The organism is Paenimyroides baculatum, assembly GCF_008629655.1.
Taxonomy (GTDB): Bacteria; Bacteroidota; Bacteroidia; order Flavobacteriales; family Flavobacteriaceae; genus Flavobacterium; species Flavobacterium baculatum.
In genome coordinates, this window is the sequence record NZ_VWSG01000002.1 from 320,677 (window position 1) to 337,293 (window position 16,617).

The following is a 16,617-nucleotide window of genomic DNA, read 5'->3' on the forward strand; positions in this document are numbered from 1 at the left end:
CAATTTAATTTTGTTAAATTTTTGCTTTTTTTAAGAATCCCTTACAGATCAAAACCTAACTATTATTGGAACATTCTTTGAACATTCAAACACACAACCTACTTAATTAACAAAACAACCAAATACAAATAGCAATGAAAGAAAACGACCCTAACAACCCAAACCGACAAGAATCCAAGCAAGAAGATTTGTCGATCAACAAGTCAGACGGAACCAACAAATTCCTTACAACCAATCAGGGAGTAAAAATCAACGACGATAACAATTCCCTGAAAAGCGGTGAAAGAGGACCTTCTCTTTTAGAAGATTTTATCCTTAGAGAAAAGATCACCCATTTTGATCACGAGCGCATACCGGAGCGTATTGTACATGCAAGAGGATCGGGAGCTCACGGTTTCTTTGAAGTAACCAATCCCATCCCCCAATTTACAAAAGCTGCATTTCTGCAAAAAGCCGGACAGCGTACACCCATTTTCACCCGTTTTTCTACTGTAGCAGGATCACGAGGATCAACCGATTTAGCGAGAGACGTCCGCGGTTTTTCGGTTAAATTTTACACAGAAGAAGGTATTTACGATTTTGTAGGCAACAATATGCCCGTATTTTTTATACAGGATGCCGCAAAATTTCCGGACCTTGTTCACGCGGTAAAACCCGAACCGCACAATGAAATTCCGCAGGCAGCATCTGCACACGATACCTTTTGGGATTTTATTTCGCTGATGCCCGAGTCAATGCACATGATCATGTGGCTGATGAGCGACCGTGCCATTCCGCGCAGTTACCGTATGCAGGAAGGTTTTGGCGTGCACACCTTCAGATTGATCAATGATGCGAATGAATCGCATTTTGTTAAGATCCATTGGAAACCAAAATTGGGAACGCATGCCGTTGTTTGGGACGAAGCACAAAAAATATCAGGCAAGAACCCCGATTTCCACCGTCAGGATCTTTGGGAAGCCATCGAATCTGGTAATTTTCCTGAATGGGAATTAGGATTGCAGATAATTCCGGAGGCAGACGAACACAAATTTGATTTTGATCTGTTGGATCCTACCAAAATAGTTCCCGAAGAACTGGTACCTATCACCATTGTAGGACGAATGGTTTTGAACAAGAATCCGGATAATTTCTTTGCCGAAACCGAACAGGTAGCTTTCCATCCAGGACATATCGTACCGGGAATTGATTTTACGAACGACCCACTGCTTCAAGGCAGGTTGTTTTCGTATACCGATACCCAGCTTTCCAGATTAGGAAGTCCGAATTTTCATGAAATTCCTATCAACAGAAGCACCTCGCCAACGCACAACAACCAGCGCGACGGACATATGCGACAAGAAATAAACAAAGGCCGTGTAAGTTATCATCCAAATTCGTTAGGTGGCGGCTGTCCGTATCAGGCAATGATTGCAGAAGGCGGATTCAGCAGCTTCAACGAACGAGTTGATGCCCATAAGGTACGTGCAAGAAGCAACAGCTTTAACGACCATTTCAGTCAGGCACGTATGTTTTACGAAAGTCAGACACCTACAGAACAACAGCACATGGTGAAAGCATTGCGTTTTGAACTGGGAAAAGTTGAAACAACCGCGATCCGCGTGCGCATGCTGGGGTTATTGTCTAAAATAAACAGCGAACTGGCAGAAAAGGTAGCAGCAGGTTTAGGATCTAAAGTTCCTGCACAGCCAGAGCAGCCAATGAACCACGGTGTTGGTGCAGATAATGTTGGCGGTAACGAACCGACAGAAATTTCAAAAAACATTGTAACATCAGATGCTTTAAGCATGATTAAAAATCCCACGGTAACACCAACCATCGCCTCGCGCAAAATTGCATTTATCTGCAATCATGGTGTTAGTGAGGCATCGGTTATGAAAATGAAAACAGCATTGGTGGCAGAAGATGCCGAAGCATGCATTATTGCTCCGAACCTTGGATTTGTATCAACCAAAGAAGGAGGAGAAATCGCTGTAAAATTCAGTTTCTTTACGTCTTCATCGGTTCTTTTTGATGCCGTTTATATTCCGGACGGAACAAATCAGTCAGCACTTTCATCAGATCCAGACGTGATGGAATTTTTAAACGATGCCTACAGACACTGTAAAATCATCGGAACAGACGGGGACGGCATCGATCTGCTTTCTGCCCCACATTTCATGGCAAAAGGTGATGATTTAAAAGATGATGGAATTATTACCAGCAACCATACAAACAACGAACCATTTGAAACAGCCTTTATCGATGCCGTTAAAACGCACCGATTCTGGAAACGCGAAGAACTATTAGGTACCAACAAATAATCAAGGAAATCATGAAAAATAACGAACGACAAAAAAATACAGATACCACTGCAAAAAGTAGTAATGCGGATATTGTAGAAGCTGGAAAAGATGCTGCGACATCATTAAGAATGTTATTTATAGACGGCCTAAAAGATATCTATTGGGCTGAACAGGCACTCGTTAAAGCCTTACCAAAAATGGCAGCGAATGCTTCGGCACCCAGTCTTAAATCGAGCATTAAGGATCATATTGCCGTAACTGAAAATCAGGTAGTACGTCTTAAAGAAGTATTTAATATATTAGGTGAAAAAGCAGAAGGTATCAAATGTGAAGCACTTGCCGGACTTTTGAAAGAAGGCGACCATATGCTGGAAGAGACCGCTTATGGACCAGTGCGAGATGCTGCCATCATTGCTGCTTCACAAAAAATAGAACATTACGAAGTAGCTACTTACGGCACCCTTTTCGCCTTTGCCAAAGTTCTGGGTGAGAACGATGCAGCGAAACTACTGCAACAGACATTGGCAGAAGAATGTGAAGCTGATAAAATTTTAACCGACGTAGCAACCGGTTGCGTAAATATGGATGCTTCACAACTTTAAAGTAACATAAGGTAGGAAGTTATGAAGATTGCACGATGGATAAAATTCCCGGAAAGCCAGCCCGAAGAATCCGGGCTGTATGTAGTAAACTGGAAAATAAACAATGTTTACATCACTGTTTTGTCTTTTTTTGACAGAAATACCAAAAGATGGTACGATTGTAACGACCGTGAAAAATTACTTGAAGGCATAAATGCGTTCAATCCTTTCAAGGTAATACCACCTGTTTAACCCAAATGCTGACTAAACATGAAAAAGAATACCGTTTTAGCTATTGCAGTGATTTCAATACTTAGTCCGTTACTTATTGTAGCAGCCATCCATTATTTAAACGGCAGGCAAAGTAACAATACGAATATTATGGTTCAACGATAATAAATAAGCACCTGCGGGTGCTTATTTTGTTCTATAAAGCCTACTAATTAAACAGTAACATTAAAACATAAACAGCATATTATGAAAGACTTATTTTTTAAAGACTGGGAAAGCCTTTACCACATTGTGGTCTGCGCAACAGTATCGTATATCACCTTATTCCTGTTTATTCGAATTTCGGGCAAGCGCACACTAGCGAAGTTAAACGCTTTTGATTTTGTGGTGGCAGTTACGCTTGGTTCCACTTTATCGTCAATGATTCTGTTAAAGGTAACCGTATCCGAAGGATTAACCGCACTAATCATAATTATTGCCCTGCAATACCTACTGGCATATTTCGCAAAAAAGTCAAAAACCATGGAGAAAGCCATCAACAGTACACCCACCCTTTTATTTTACAATGGTGAATTTATAAACAGTAACATGGAAAAAGAACTGATTACAGAAGAAGAGATCTACGCGGAGATAAGGCAATACCGAATTGAACGTATAGCCGACGTGCGAGCCGTTGTAATGGAACTTAACGGTGAAATGACTGTCGTAAAAAAATCTGACGTTTTAAGTGCGCGCACTTCACTTGACGATATCGATACAGACAAGAAGTGATCAATTTCAAACTGGAAGCGGTAAATAATGGTCTGTATTTTGCTTGTATTTTATGAAACAATTTTAGCCACTTCAAAAGAAATAAATTATGAATCATACCAATGAACATACAGAAGATCCACAATCGGACGTTTATGTTGAACTTTCTGCCGTAGAAGAAAACAACATACAAAGAGGAATTATATTCAGTAACGTGAATTCGCTAAAACAAGACTGTGAAGTTTCGTATGAGCCGCATGAAGATCCTTTAGCTGCCGGTATTTATTCGTTTGATCTGTTTTACGAGCCAAATATTACAGTTGATGATGCTGGCTCAACAGATAAAAAAACCGAGCAGATATCCACAAATAAAACGTTGCTTAAATTAAAGAAACCACAAGAGTAATAAATGCGTTTTATTCAAAATTGAATATACTTAGGCATCTGAAAGCGGAAAGCGTATCGGCTGAAATACATACCTACCCAGCTAGGTTACAACATTATAATTTTTATAATGCTTGCCCGATGCTCTAAATAAACAATACAAAACCATGTACTCCTTTACATAAATAAGCTGGTAACCCTGTATATGGCTACCAGCTTATTTTTTAACTTTTTTGTAGTACAGCTAAATTAATAAAAATTATTCCTCTGCGGCGTCAAAATTTACATGCTCTTCAGCTATTTCAGTTAGCAGAAAATCTGTTTCTTCTTCTTCGTCCAAGGTTGTTTCCAATAAATCTGCTACTTTTTCGTGTCCCAAAGTTATTGCAATCTGTACCAGTCCGCCGTAGGTAGCAATTTCATAATGCTCTACTTTTTGCGATCCGATGATAATGGCCACATCACGTGTCATTGAACCGTCTTCGGTATTTTTAACCATTTCATCTACTTCCTTCAGAATTCCGTCGATGGCATCACATTTTTTCTTTTTAGCTTCTTCACCCAGATGTTTGAAAATTTTTTCCAATCGCAAAATCTGCTTTTTAGTAACCAGTTCGTGATCTTCCAACGCCTCCTGAAGCTCTTCTGAAGTTGCCTTGTGTTTTATTTTTGCAAGAGATTCTTCTATTTTAGCCTCCGCATAATAAATATCCTGCAAAGCATCTAAAAAGAATTTGCCTAAATCTGTCTGATTATTTTTACTTTTCATATTTTGCTGCTTCGAGTTGTTCTCTCCTTTTTCTGTATCAGACTCATCTGTCTTTACAGCTTCTTTTTTAATTTTATTCTTATCTGCTTTATTATCTTCCATTGGAATTACAGTTGACTCTTCACTTTTAGAAGGAGCATTTTTTTCCGGTGTTTTATCTTTTTGATCCATAGTTTACCATTTTAAAGATTAAAAAAGAGGGAATATCTCCCTCCTTTTCCTAATTATTTCTGCGTCCGCCAAATCCAGAACGAGTTTTGCCAGAAGCCAGACCTCCCATACGGGCAATCTTTGTTCTTTTTGCCTTACTCATAGAAGCGAATCCGCGGTTTGAGGTATCGCCAGACGATGAATTTGATCCACTACGACCTGAAGAAGAGCCTGATCCACGACCTGATCCAGATGAAGATCCACTACGACCTGAAGAAGAGCCTGATCCACGACCTGATCCAGATGAAGATCCACTACGTCCTGAAGACGAGTTTGATCCACGTCCTGAACCTGATGAAGACCCGCTACGACCTGAAGACGAGTTAGATCCACGTCCTGAACCTGATGAAGAGCCGCTACGACCTGAAGATGCGTTTGATCCACCTCCTGAAGACGAGTTAGATCCACGTCCTGAACCTGATGAAGACCCGCTACGACCTGAAGACGAGCTTGATCCACGTCCTGATGATGCGTTTGATCCACGACTAGAACCTGAAGAAGATCCACTACGTCCTGATGATCCGTTTGACCCACGACCTGAACCTGATGAAGATCCACTACGGCTAGAGCCTGAGTTTGATCTACGTCCTGAACCTGATGAAGATCCACTACGTCCTGATGAGTTTGATCCACGACCAGAACCTGATGAAGATCCACTACGTCCTGAACGTCCTCTTGAAGTAAATCTTCCTTGAGAATCTCTTTCAAAGTCATCATCATCGTCGTCATCTTCCATATCATCGTCGTCATCCATATCATCGTCGTCATCTATGTCGTCGTCGTCCATGTCGTCTTCATCATCCCATTCATCTTCGTCTTCATCATCCCAATCATCTTCGTTATCGGAATGTGCCTGGAAATCATCTTCGAATTCAGAGAAGTCATCATCGTACTCTTCGTCTTCAGACCCGTCTTCATATCCGTGCTCATACCCTAACTGGTAAATTTCTTCATGCAAATCTCTCATATCATCATGAGAATTGTTTCTAGAGTTTCTTGAGTTAGATCCTCTGTTGTTGTTTCTTGAATTCATAATAGGTTGGTTTATTAAGTTAATATTTTACAAGTTGCCGGCTTCCTGTATGGAAGTATCACAATATGCAGTCCTTATTATTATTCTTGCACCTTCACCTTAAAACAACAGCAACATGCTTTTTAAACCGGGCAACCAGCCTATTGATTGTGTTTTCAGTAGACCTACTTACTATTTAACATTTTTAAACAGTTCATGATGAACGTATATAATTACTCATGAAAAAAAAATTTAATGTTCCAAAACATCATAAAGTAAACTTCTTATATTATTTATAATTAAAAGTTAAGATAATATACAATTTATTAACTATATTTTTTATTTGTATTCTGTATTTTATATAAAATATTGAAAATATTAAATTATTTTACTACCAAAATATTTATTATAAGACCTTATTTATTAGTACGTTACACATTAAAATCACGAGCCTTTCTACCCAAAAAGAGGGATTTTTCCACAGTTAGGAGTAAGCTTAAAGTCGATCTTTTTAAAGTTTATCTCTTTTTTAAACAGCATGAACTTAAAATAGGAATTAAAGGTTCCTAAATTATCAGCGGCTAATTCATAAAAATTCAGTCTTCCAGGGTTTTAGCTCTGTATAAAACAAAATTAAAAGATCGCAGGTAGCATAAACATGTTATTTAAGTATAGAATTTGCTTCTGCTTATACATTACAAGTCAAAATATCTCACTATGAAAAAAAATTTACAATTTGAAAGTCCGCCCAGTGCTTTTTCAGAAAATGAAATAAGTTCCTTTATGAAAATTACCCCGCAGTATACAACAGACGAGTATAAAGGGACTGACAAGCTGCTGGATAAAAGTGTAGTTGTAACCGCCAGCGATAACGGGGTTGGCAAAGCCGTATCTATTGCTTTTGCTAAAGAAGGTGCTGACATTATTATGGTTTACAACCATTTAAATTATGAAAAAGAAGTAAAAAAAACGGTAAAATTAATTGAAAAACTCGGCAGGAAAGTATGGCTGTTTAAATCGTCTACCTTTGACGAGTTTAAATGTAAACGGCTTTTTGAAAACATTTTGAAGAAAGTGCCCAAAATTGATATACTGGTAAATACTTTTTCCATATCAAACAAACAAGAGACACAAACCGGACATTACCTGCTTCGTAAAAACGACAGTTTAAAAATACAGTCGCTATTCACATTAGGCCGGCTTGCGCCCGAATATCTTGCACCTAACGGCATCATCATCAATTCGGCAACACTTTGTGCGTATGCGCAACCCGACCAGCTTATATTTTACGCCGCCTTAAAGGCCGCCGTTAAAACCTATACATACGAAATGAACAAAATGCTGGCTTTAACGAAAAAGAGCCTTCGCATTAACGGCATCACCACAGGTTTTATATGGTCTGATTCATTACCCGATGAATTACCACATTACAGCAGCCTGCCAACAAACATAAACTCGGCTGCACCGATGCATCCTTATGAAGTTGCTCCGCTTTATGTGTTTATTGCGTCAAAAGAATCGAAATCTATCGCCGGTGAAACTTTAGATGCCGGAGGAAAAATTTACAAATACTAAAAATCATCGTTATGAAAAAAGAAAAAGAAAACAACATCCGTCAATATGCCAGCCCACCCTTTCACGAACCAAGACAAAATCCGCCTGCATCAGAAGATCAGATGGAATTAAAACCCGATCACGGTGAGGAATCTTACAAAGGTTACAACCGCATGACGGATAAATGTGTACTGGTTACCGGAGGTGATTCGGGCATTGGAAAAGCCATTGCCATTGCGTTTGCGCGCGAAGGAGCCGATATTGTTATATCCTACTTAAACGATGTGGAAGATGAAGATGCCAAGGATACAGCAGAGTGGGTACGCAAAGCCGGCAGGGAAGCACTGCTATTTAAGGGTGATATTAATGATAAGACAATATGCCAGGCGTTAATTGAAACCACCGTTAAGAAGTTTAAAAAAATAGACGTGTTAATCAACAATGCCGCTTACCAGATGGGCAGGGAAACAATCGACGAGATAAGCACCGAAGAATGGGAACTAACTTTTGATACCAACGTACTGGCTATGTTTCATTTGTGCAAGTTAAGCATACCTTTTATGCCAAAAGGCAGCAGCATCATTAATACAACCTCGGTAAACGCCTACCAGCCCAACCCCACGCTTCTGCCTTATGCAGCAACCAAGGCGGCAATACAGAATTACACGGCTAATTTAAACCAGATGCTTATAGAGCAGAAGAAAGATATCCGTGTAAATGCGGTGGCTCCGGGTCCCGTGTGGACGCCTTTAATACCAAGTACCATAATTGATTATAAAGACTTTGGAAAGGATACTGCGTTAAAAAGACCGGGACAGCCCGTTGAAATTGCGCCCATTTATGTTTTTCTTGCATCGCAGGAAGCCTCGTACATAGGTGGTATCACTATCCCTGCAACGGGAGGAAAAATTGCCTACTAACACTTAACCAATTAAAAAATATGACAGAAATAAGCGTTTTAAACTGTTGCGCTTTGTTAGCCGAAAGAAAACTTAAAATTGCTTTTACAGAAAGTGCCACAGCAGGAGCGCTCTCTGTTGCATTTGCACTTACCCCTTATTCAGGTGCTATTATGCTTGGAAGCATTGTTTGTTACGATGCCGATGAGAAGGTTAATATACTTAAAGTTCCACAGGAACTAATAGACCAACATACGCCCGAATCAAGCGAAGTAACAACGTGCATGGCCTTAAACGCAAAACAAATGTTTAACAAAGCAGATATTCTTGTTGCTGTAACTGGTCTTACCAAAGCCGGAGGCAGCGAGACCGACGATAAACCGGTCGGCACCATGTTTATTGATTTTATCTTTCCGGATTACCACTTCCAGGTGAAAGAAGTTTTTGCTGGTAATTCCAATCAAATAGTGCACAGCACCATTAAAAAAGTAGCAGATATAATTACTGCCCATTTAAGCAAAGAAGACGAGAATTAAACAAAAAATAACCTCTCTTAACTACTTAGGAGAGGTTATTTTACTTAAGTAAACTGCAAATTTAATCTTCAAAGTTTTTGTTGTTTTTACGATCATCGTCGTTCACAATGTCTTCGTTAAAATCTCTGTCACCGTTTTTTACATTGGTATCCATACCGTCGGGATTTTTAGATCCATCGTATCTTTTTTGATCCTGGTTGGTACGGTGTTCTTCAGAATTATTATTTCTGCCAGCACCTTGTTCCGTTGAATTTTCCTGACCTCTGTCCGGATTCTGGTTTTGATCATTGCGAGGATCATTAGTCTGATTTTTATCAAAAGAAGGATCGTTCTGATTTTTTTGATTTTGATTTTGATTTTGCGGATTGTTTTGGTTGTTCATTCCGTCTTGTCCTGGGTTGTTTTTGTTATTTTCCATGATTATAATTGATTAGGTTGTTTAATAATTTGTATCGAATCTCACTTAAATACATCTGTAAATTTCATTTCATCTACCTGGGTGTTTCCCACTTAGTATACTTCAATAAACGATCCAACTAATTATAAACCTGAGTTTTATAACTTAATTAAGCCTTTAATGCCCGATATCGAAATCAAAAAAACTTACCAAAATAGCGCATTACAAGTTTTAACATTTGTTAAAGAAAGCTGTTTAGTTTAGTAAAACAAGAAATTACTATAAACAGATCAATAAAATGAAGTTTATAGTCAGTCTTTTTATTAATATTTAAATTATATAAACATTAATTAACATTATAAATATTATATATTTAAACATATTGCTAAAAAAAATTAAATTTAAGATACGTAATAATTTCGCGAAAGGTGCCTTATTTTAAATATGAATAAATTATCATAATTGTAAAAAAAGTACATTATATGTACCAATAATACACAAAGTGATGACGATTGTAAATTTTGGAAGAAATAAAACAGCCATATTTTTAAGGGAATACTTTTTGCTTTTACTAAAACATCTTACTTAATTACGGAATATCTTATTTCATTTTGCTATATACAACAACTGACGTTTATATAAACCTTCGTTTAGAAGAAAGTGTCACTAAAACAATATTGCTATGAAAAAGAATTTATTCAAAACATTATGTGTAAGCGCATTCGTTAATGGTTAGTACAACAATTGCGTGCAGAGAAAATAAAAATACGGATGAAGTAAACCGATACGACTCGATACCTGAACAGGAAAGATTACATAACGATCCCGATCCTTTGAATGAACGAGATGCATCAGGAGGTAGTATTGACAATCATCAGGGACGTACAGCAACCCAATCAGATGACATGAATGATACTGTTAACAGTGTAAATTCGTCATCGGATAACCTGTAAAATATATAAGACAACCTTTGGTTACACCCTATTATTCATTTTACATTTTTTGTACCGATTTAAACTATTAGATCGGTACAATTTTTTTAGAATGACAACTACGGCATGATTTTTTTATGTGAAACTAATAATAAACGAGAAACCTAATAAACAATTTAATGAACAAAACTATTACCCTCTATTTAAAACAATCTAAAGCCTATTTACTAATCGTTGGATTTTTTCTAACCTTCCTTTTAACAAGCGGCTGCCACTTTGATCAGGGAGAAGTAAAAATTGCAACAAATAAAGTTTTAGTTTTAAAGTTTGATGAAGAATCAAAAGATTTTAGCTGGGGAAGAGAATATCTTTATTATGATCATCCCGAAACATTTACTATAAAAGCTAACAAAGAAATGAGTGCTGAAGGAACTGTTATCAGTATTTTTTATGAAGAAGAAAATGCATTACTGTTAAAAGCAACTGCAAAGCATGCTCCTTTAGAAGGTGATATTTTAATTCCGGAAGATTTTAGACCTTCAGACCATTTTGAGAGGGTAACAACAAACGATTTTGTAACACCCGCGAATGGTTATAAGGAAATGTCAGAAGATTTATTACCTGAGGTTCATTTTGAAAACATGTGGTCAAAAGTACAAAGCCTTGTAAAGGTCCGCGAGTATTTACAAAGTAACCCAAACCAACAGATTCAGGTATTTTTATATAAGCCTACCATAGAAAGTTCGAACAATAACCGCTGGATCTTTATACTTAAAAATTAATAGAATCAGCAGCGTTAGATAAAAAAGTACAATAGTTGAAGTACAATCTACAGCTGTTACCATTTTACAAAAAAAACTTAAAGAACTATTTACAAATTAAACACCAATCAACATGAGAAGAGAAAGAAAAATAAGTATTACCACATTAGCAATTCTACTGATAATCCTTGGCGGTATATCTATAATGCTGTATGCAGGCGGTTATTAATTTTATATTGTAAAAACCCTTGTTAAAGTAACAAATTATAAATCAATTACGTATGAATATCATAAAATTTACCACCAACGATTTTAAAGAAACATTTGACGGTTTTATATTTACCGCAGAATGTGAGGGTGCAGAAGAGCGTAAATTTGCTGTTGAAGCGCTGCAGGCAGATGGATCTTATTTGGAGGCACCGGTAATTATTACCGCAAAAGAGCATATTGTTGAAATTCATGTGAATACGATACCGTTTGAAGGTAGAGTAATCTATACTTAAAGTAGGATGTTTTTTATAAATTCATTTTAAATACAACTGATTAAATACAACTGAAATATTTATGTTTTATTTTTTTCTAAAGAAATTTAATAAGTGCGGATGTTTTAGTTGAAATGGTCTAACGTTGTATGAATCAACTCCCCCCTATTTGCACATGCATCTTCTGTTCATTTTGCCTTGATGCAAAACGAACCAAAAAATCAAGACTTCAGCTTTTCAACGGTCAAAATATGTTTCATTTCCTAAAAGAAATAAATTATTCATTCCTCGCTATTTTATAATAACGTATTCATGAATCTTCGATTTCGAACAAGTTCTCAAACAGCATTTCTTTTCACGGAAATTTCATCATTTTTGACACTCGTCGAAAACCTAATGTCGTTTTTTAGATTTTGGTTACTATTCAGTTTGATTTTGATTGAGAATTTAATGAACCTAAAGCTTAAATGTGGCTATTTCATAAAGCCAAAAAAGAGCTTTGGGTCTAGATAGATTATGGTTTTTTGATTATTAAACTGTTATTAAGATTGTTGAACTATTTGGAAGATAAATCTCATTTATTTATTTTATGAACATCTCGGTTTTTCTGTACTTTTTAAAGATAAAAAGTACCAAAAATCTTTTTTCTTTCTTAGTCTTGCCTTATCATTAAAACGGTCAATTTAAATTTTGAATACTAAAGAATCGAAAAGTATTCATTCTTTTCTGTTTTTATAATAATGTATTCATGAATCTTCGATTTCACTTTGTTCCCCGATTCTTTTACGGATTCTTCAATTAATTGACGCTCGTTTTACTGATAAATGGCGCTCTGATCCCTCCTAGTTAATTAATCCAGTTTTCAATCCAAAAATCCATAATTTCTATCCATACTGTCATGCTGCACTCCGATGCAGCATCGCATCTAGTTTGTAAATAGAATTTTTAGTTTCAGGTTCGTAATTTAATGAACCCAAAGCTTAAAATGGGGCTACTCCATAAAGCCCAAAAAGAGCTTTGGGTTTATTTTTTTTATCTAACAAATCTTAGAAACCTTACGTATGTATGTTTTTTGATTTGAGTTTTTATTTATGATGTAAAAAAGCATAAGCGAACAGATGATGAGTAAATCGCCTGTCCAGCTATGTGCTTACCTAAAATTCTTTATTAAGGAAATTCAGTTCCACCCTAAGAGGCATGTCCAGTTCTTTCAGCATGTTGTTCCATGTATTAATCTGTGCGAGAATTTCTTCGGTTAAGATTCTTTTGCTCTCTATTTCCTCGTCTAAGTAACTTTCTTCCATATTATTTTTTTAGGTGTTTGTGTATTCGTTACTCCAAATGATCTTACCCCTCGTTCATCCTCTGTCTGTACTGCTTAGGTGTTGTACCGGTAAGCGTTTTAAAAAACTTTGTAAAATTGGTTACTTCACTGAAACCGAACTTGAATGCTATTTCCCCGATGCTGATATCGGAACGGTTCAATTCGATCTTTATTTCTGTAACCAGTCTTCTGTTAAGCCATTTTTTCGGCGTTATGTTTTCGTGCTTTTTGAATGCCTTATCCAATGCAGCCAAACTTATATTCAGTTTTCTGCTAAAATACTGAAGAGAATGCCTACGGTTCAGTTCTTCGTTTACCAGCAATTTAAAATCGCGGACGATCATTTTATCGTTGTCAATTGTAAGCGGTGCTTTTCCCTGTTTTCCCAATTCTTCGCCAATGAGCAATATGCTGAAAACATAGTTGAGCAGTATTTGTTCCTGTAACTCGCTGTAAGGTCTTGCCAAACCATCTGCAATGAGGCCTAACAAACAAAAAAGTTCTTCGAACCGTTCATCGGCAGCAAAATGCACCACCTTTTCAGAACTGTTGAACAACTGCGTGTGATGCAGAAAAAAACTTTTAATGGTAGTTTTACCAAAAAAGCTCTCTGAAAATATCAGTACATAGCCTTCACAGTCGTCTGCCGGACAAAACTGTCTTATACGCAAGTACGTGGTAAATAAAATGGCTTTTCCATCGATGTCGACCGATTCATCACCAATTCTGTAAATTCCTTTCCCCTTCAAATAAAAATGGACAATATAAAGCTCCATTTTTTCTGCAGAAAATACCTCCGGATCCATCCTTGCGAATTCTTCCAATGAGCAGATACTTAAAAAAGGTTTTTTTGTAAAGTTTAAAAAGGGCTTTATAAAAAATTCTTGCATTTAAAATTTCTCCATTTCGCTGCTACCTATCCCCGCTTCTTTTAAAAAAGCAACTTCTTCGTATACTTTATGAAGCAGCGTGTAAACATTATATCAAATGTAATAAGCATTATTCTAATTTCTTTAATACTTTTCCCGTTTTAAATGGTAATTTTATGATTACGTGTCAAATAGTAGCATCTACTAAATTGCCTATGAGCGGCAGGTGCGTATAAGTATTTTAAAGATCACTTTGAAATATTTGCTACCTTACGCAATAATCTGTTAACCATACCTGTTTAAAACCAACATAAATATAAAATCCCTGCCATGCTCAAAATTTTCTGTCTGTTCTTTTTTACCGTTACAACTGTAATGCATGCCCAAAATAATTCGATAAACTGGTTAAACAGCAATGTGCATCATTTACAGAGCGGTTCAAACACAGAAAGCCTTGACGATCTGCATTTCCTGGCAGCACTTGTAAAAGACAAACAGATCATAGGTTTGGGCGAGGCATCTCACGGTACCAGCGAATTTTACATTCAGAAAGGCCGCATCGTTAAATATCTTGTTAACGAGCTTAACTACAGACTCATTGCCTTTGAAGCTCCCAATACTGCTGTACAGCCATTAAACAGTTATATCCAGGATGGAAGTGGTGATGTGACCGTACTATTAAAAAACATGGGTCTTTACAATTCAGAGGAAATGCTGCAGTTATGTAATTGGTTACAGCAGTATAATAAAACAGCTAAAGAAAAAGTACAGCTGATCGGAACTGACCGGGAAGAATTCTGGTCGGATCCAATGATGCGCGATGAATGGATGGCTTTGGTTTTTATGGAAGAGTATGCGCAAAAAAAAGGTAAAGCTATTGTATGGGCCCACAACCTTCACATTGCCAAAGACAATACCATGAGCGAGTATAATGCCATGGGTTTTCATCTGCATCAAAAATTCGGCAGCAATTTTTATGTTATAGGTTTTGACACTTATAAGGGGAGCGTAACGGTGTTAGACAGCAATGGAACACTAGAGATACATTTTTTTGAAGGAACCAACGACACATTCTCAAGTCTGTTTGCCGAGGTAAAATATCCCATATTCTTTGTCGATTTTAATGCAACAGGCAATCCGCTGGGCGGTATGGTAAATAAGATAACCAACCTTTATTCAAACTGGCAAACACCCGTACCGCTTCCTATAAAGGCGGGATCTGATTTTGACGCACTGATCTTTATCAGGGAAACCACTGCTTCGAAAACTCCGAATCAGTAAATTTGCATTTGAGGTGAAGCAAAAGATGTCCTTCGAATTCATTTTTTACTTTTGATTTTCTAACATCCTGTTATTTATTCTTCACATGCCAATTAATAAATTTATCTAAAAACTGAAGAAAGATCTTATCAAGCTCTTTAGCCCTGTCGTGCATGTATTTTATGGAATAGAAATGTATCATGGATTTTTCTGTATGAACTCTGTCTCCGTTTGGCACATATACTTTGCCATCAGACGGATAACGTTTGTATACGTAATCTGTGCAGTGCGTTAATAGTTCGTTTTTCTTATCAATGATGCTTTTCAAATCTTGTCCTGAAAATTCCTGCTGAAACTGTAATAAAAAACTCTCAAACTCTTTAACCTTACTACAAATAATTTTTTCCAAATCTGCATATATATCTTCCATAACGTACTATTTTTAAAGCTGTTTACATAAAGTTACAATTTTTATAAAAGCGATTTACTAATTTATAATCAAAATCTTTCTATTTATTATTGCAGAATAATACAGCCGTTGAATATTGATTTTTATTTATCCCTAGGGATTACGTTTTCATTTTTAACCTGCGAGGTTTTGGTAATCTTGTAGGTTTAATGCTTTGTTTTTGTGATTCTATTATATTTTTTAATAAACTGTTTGACTATTAGGGAAATTAATCTCCACTAATTCCTAATAGAAACATTTCGGTTTTACTCTTCTTTACGTCTAGGCATAATTTTACTGCTTGGAAGCCGTGAACCTTGCGGTTTGAAACACCAAAGAAGCAAAGTGTTTATGCGGTGATCTTTTAATCGGTCGAAGATCACTTTTTAAAGCTATCAGATCGAAACGGTGTTTCACACCCCGATCTGATTTCGCTTCATGCAGTTGTTCGACACTCGACTAAAAGCTCATACCGCTGAGTTTATTTTCTATTCAGTTTTCAATAAATTTTTAAGATTAGTGATTACTGATCCCAAAGCTTAAATGGAGATACTCCATAAAGCCCAAAAACATCTGTGGGTGGGTTTATATAGATTATGTTTTTTTGATTATTACATTGTTACTAAGATTGTTGAACTATTTGGAAGATAAATCTCATTGATCCATACTATAATCAATTTGGTTTTCCTGCACTTTTATTTTACAGACTTTATTTATGGAGAGGTTTATTTTGCACTGCTATAGTACAAAACAGCTATTTGCTGATGTGCCTGCGAGATGATAACTACTTAAAAGAGAAATTATTATATATAAAAAAGCATCCTTAAATAAATAAGAATGCTTAATGAAGCACAGTGGGAGGTACAACCCTTACCCTCTGTAGTAGCGCAAATGTACAACTTTTTAAATAACATTTAAAGACTATCTAAAAAA

The 16,617-nt window shown here is 36.6% G+C and carries 17 protein-coding genes; 12 read left to right on the forward strand and 5 right to left on the reverse strand.

From position 1 onward, the window contains the following. The first annotated feature begins 134 nt into the window (after window positions 1–134). The 5 genes from F0460_RS04085 (at window position 135) to F0460_RS04105 (ending at window position 4,253) form a co-directional block, all read left to right on the forward strand. On the forward strand, window positions 135–2,303 hold the full coding sequence (locus F0460_RS04085) for a catalase (protein WP_150010513.1): 2,169 nt from the start codon (window positions 135–137) through the stop codon (window positions 2,301–2,303). 11 nt (window positions 2,304–2,314) lie between these two features. Then, a complete protein-coding gene (locus F0460_RS04090; RefSeq protein WP_150010515.1) occupies window positions 2,315–2,887 on the forward strand; it encodes a YciE/YciF ferroxidase family protein in 573 nt (190 codons plus the stop codon). Window positions 2,888–2,908: 21 nt separating this feature from the next. After that, window positions 2,909–3,118, forward strand: a complete 210-nt coding sequence (locus F0460_RS04095; RefSeq protein WP_150010517.1) for a hypothetical protein — start codon at window positions 2,909–2,911, stop codon at window positions 3,116–3,118. Between the two features lie 270 nt (window positions 3,119–3,388). Further along, complete coding sequence (locus F0460_RS04100; protein ID WP_190304083.1) at window positions 3,389–3,868, forward strand: DUF421 domain-containing protein; 480 nt, start codon at window positions 3,389–3,391, stop codon at window positions 3,866–3,868. An 88-nt stretch (window positions 3,869–3,956) separates the two neighbouring features. Next, window positions 3,957–4,253: a hypothetical protein gene (locus tag F0460_RS04105; RefSeq protein ID WP_150010521.1), complete on the forward strand. Its 297-nt coding sequence runs from the start codon at window positions 3,957–3,959 to the stop codon at window positions 4,251–4,253. A gap of 237 nt (window positions 4,254–4,490) precedes the next feature. Here the strand turns inward: F0460_RS04105 and F0460_RS04110 are convergent, their stop codons facing one another. Continuing rightward, window positions 4,491–5,171 carry a YciE/YciF ferroxidase family protein gene (locus F0460_RS04110; RefSeq protein ID WP_150010523.1) on the reverse strand — a complete coding sequence of 227 codons (681 nt, stop codon included), beginning with the start codon at window positions 5,169–5,171 and terminating at the stop codon, window positions 4,491–4,493. A 49-nt stretch (window positions 5,172–5,220) separates the two neighbouring features. Then, entirely contained in the window at window positions 5,221–6,243 is a 1,023-nt protein-coding gene (locus tag F0460_RS16120; protein WP_190304084.1) for a hypothetical protein, read from the reverse strand. A 696-nt stretch (window positions 6,244–6,939) separates the two neighbouring features. Here F0460_RS16120 and F0460_RS04120 point away from each other — a divergent pair. Genes F0460_RS04120 through F0460_RS04130 form a run of 3 tightly spaced genes read left to right on the forward strand, consistent with a single transcriptional unit; the run spans window position 6,940 to window position 9,211 of the window. Further along, window positions 6,940–7,797, forward strand: coding sequence for an SDR family oxidoreductase (locus F0460_RS04120; protein WP_150010525.1), 858 nt, complete (start codon window positions 6,940–6,942; stop codon window positions 7,795–7,797). A gap of 11 nt (window positions 7,798–7,808) precedes the next feature. Further along, complete coding sequence (locus F0460_RS04125; protein WP_150010527.1) at window positions 7,809–8,696, forward strand: SDR family oxidoreductase; 888 nt, start codon at window positions 7,809–7,811, stop codon at window positions 8,694–8,696. 20 nt (window positions 8,697–8,716) lie between these two features. After that, a complete protein-coding gene (locus F0460_RS04130; RefSeq protein WP_150010529.1) occupies window positions 8,717–9,211 on the forward strand; it encodes a CinA family protein in 495 nt (164 codons plus the stop codon). Window positions 9,212–9,272: 61 nt separating this feature from the next. Here F0460_RS04130 and F0460_RS04135 read toward each other — a convergent pair whose 3' ends face one another. Continuing rightward, window positions 9,273–9,629: a hypothetical protein gene (locus F0460_RS04135; RefSeq protein WP_150010531.1), complete on the reverse strand. Its 357-nt coding sequence runs from the start codon at window positions 9,627–9,629 to the stop codon at window positions 9,273–9,275. A 707-nt stretch (window positions 9,630–10,336) separates the two neighbouring features. Between F0460_RS04135 and F0460_RS04140 the strand changes: the two genes are divergently transcribed. The 3 genes from F0460_RS04140 (at window position 10,337) to F0460_RS04150 (ending at window position 11,804) form a co-directional block, all read left to right on the forward strand. Continuing rightward, window positions 10,337–10,561: a hypothetical protein gene (locus tag F0460_RS04140; RefSeq protein WP_150010533.1), complete on the forward strand. Its 225-nt coding sequence runs from the start codon at window positions 10,337–10,339 to the stop codon at window positions 10,559–10,561. Window positions 10,562–10,719: 158 nt separating this feature from the next. Then, window positions 10,720–11,322 (forward strand): hypothetical protein, encoded by a 603-nt coding sequence (locus F0460_RS04145; RefSeq protein ID WP_150010535.1) that lies wholly within the window; start codon window positions 10,720–10,722, stop codon window positions 11,320–11,322. Between the two features lie 260 nt (window positions 11,323–11,582). Continuing rightward, entirely contained in the window at window positions 11,583–11,804 is a 222-nt protein-coding gene (locus F0460_RS04150; protein WP_150010537.1) for a hypothetical protein, read from the forward strand. 1,326 nt (window positions 11,805–13,130) lie between these two features. On the opposite strand, the gene F0460_RS04155 is transcribed toward F0460_RS04150, so the two are convergent. Beyond that, window positions 13,131–13,913 carry a helix-turn-helix domain-containing protein gene (locus tag F0460_RS04155; protein WP_190304085.1) on the reverse strand — a complete coding sequence of 261 codons (783 nt, stop codon included), beginning with the start codon at window positions 13,911–13,913 and terminating at the stop codon, window positions 13,131–13,133. A 393-nt stretch (window positions 13,914–14,306) separates the two neighbouring features. On the opposite strand from F0460_RS04155, the gene F0460_RS04160 reads away from it, so the two are divergent. After that, window positions 14,307–15,257 carry an erythromycin esterase family protein gene (locus F0460_RS04160; protein WP_150010541.1) on the forward strand — a complete coding sequence of 317 codons (951 nt, stop codon included), beginning with the start codon at window positions 14,307–14,309 and terminating at the stop codon, window positions 15,255–15,257. Between the two features lie 70 nt (window positions 15,258–15,327). On the opposite strand, the gene F0460_RS04165 is transcribed toward F0460_RS04160, so the two are convergent. After that, complete coding sequence (locus F0460_RS04165; protein ID WP_150010543.1) at window positions 15,328–15,666, reverse strand: hypothetical protein; 339 nt, start codon at window positions 15,664–15,666, stop codon at window positions 15,328–15,330. Between the last annotated feature and the right edge of the window lie 951 nt (window positions 15,667–16,617).

Coding starts and splice junctions, on each gene's coding strand:
- F0460_RS04085 (WP_150010513.1), top strand. CDS start 135: ATGAAAGAAAACGACCCTAACAACCCAAACCGACAAGAATCCAAGCAA.
- F0460_RS04090 (WP_150010515.1), top strand. CDS start 2,315: ATGAAAAATAACGAACGACAAAAAAATACAGATACCACTGCAAAAAGT.
- F0460_RS04095 (WP_150010517.1), top strand. CDS start 2,909: ATGAAGATTGCACGATGGATAAAATTCCCGGAAAGCCAGCCCGAAGAA.
- F0460_RS04105 (WP_150010521.1), top strand. CDS start 3,957: ATGAATCATACCAATGAACATACAGAAGATCCACAATCGGACGTTTAT.
- F0460_RS04110 (WP_150010523.1), bottom strand. CDS start 5,171: ATGGATCAAAAAGATAAAACACCGGAAAAAAATGCTCCTTCTAAAAGT.
- F0460_RS16120 (WP_190304084.1), bottom strand. CDS start 6,243: ATGAATTCAAGAAACAACAACAGAGGATCTAACTCAAGAAACTCTAGA.
- F0460_RS04120 (WP_150010525.1), top strand. CDS start 6,940: ATGAAAAAAAATTTACAATTTGAAAGTCCGCCCAGTGCTTTTTCAGAA.
- F0460_RS04125 (WP_150010527.1), top strand. CDS start 7,809: ATGAAAAAAGAAAAAGAAAACAACATCCGTCAATATGCCAGCCCACCC.
- F0460_RS04130 (WP_150010529.1), top strand. CDS start 8,717: ATGACAGAAATAAGCGTTTTAAACTGTTGCGCTTTGTTAGCCGAAAGA.
- F0460_RS04135 (WP_150010531.1), bottom strand. CDS start 9,629: ATGGAAAATAACAAAAACAACCCAGGACAAGACGGAATGAACAACCAA.
- F0460_RS04140 (WP_150010533.1), top strand. CDS start 10,337: ATGGTTAGTACAACAATTGCGTGCAGAGAAAATAAAAATACGGATGAA.
- F0460_RS04145 (WP_150010535.1), top strand. CDS start 10,720: ATGAACAAAACTATTACCCTCTATTTAAAACAATCTAAAGCCTATTTA.
- F0460_RS04150 (WP_150010537.1), top strand. CDS start 11,583: ATGAATATCATAAAATTTACCACCAACGATTTTAAAGAAACATTTGAC.
- F0460_RS04155 (WP_190304085.1), bottom strand. CDS start 13,913: ATGGATCCGGAGGTATTTTCTGCAGAAAAAATGGAGCTTTATATTGTC.
- F0460_RS04160 (WP_150010541.1), top strand. CDS start 14,307: ATGCTCAAAATTTTCTGTCTGTTCTTTTTTACCGTTACAACTGTAATG.
- F0460_RS04165 (WP_150010543.1), bottom strand. CDS start 15,666: ATGGAAGATATATATGCAGATTTGGAAAAAATTATTTGTAGTAAGGTT.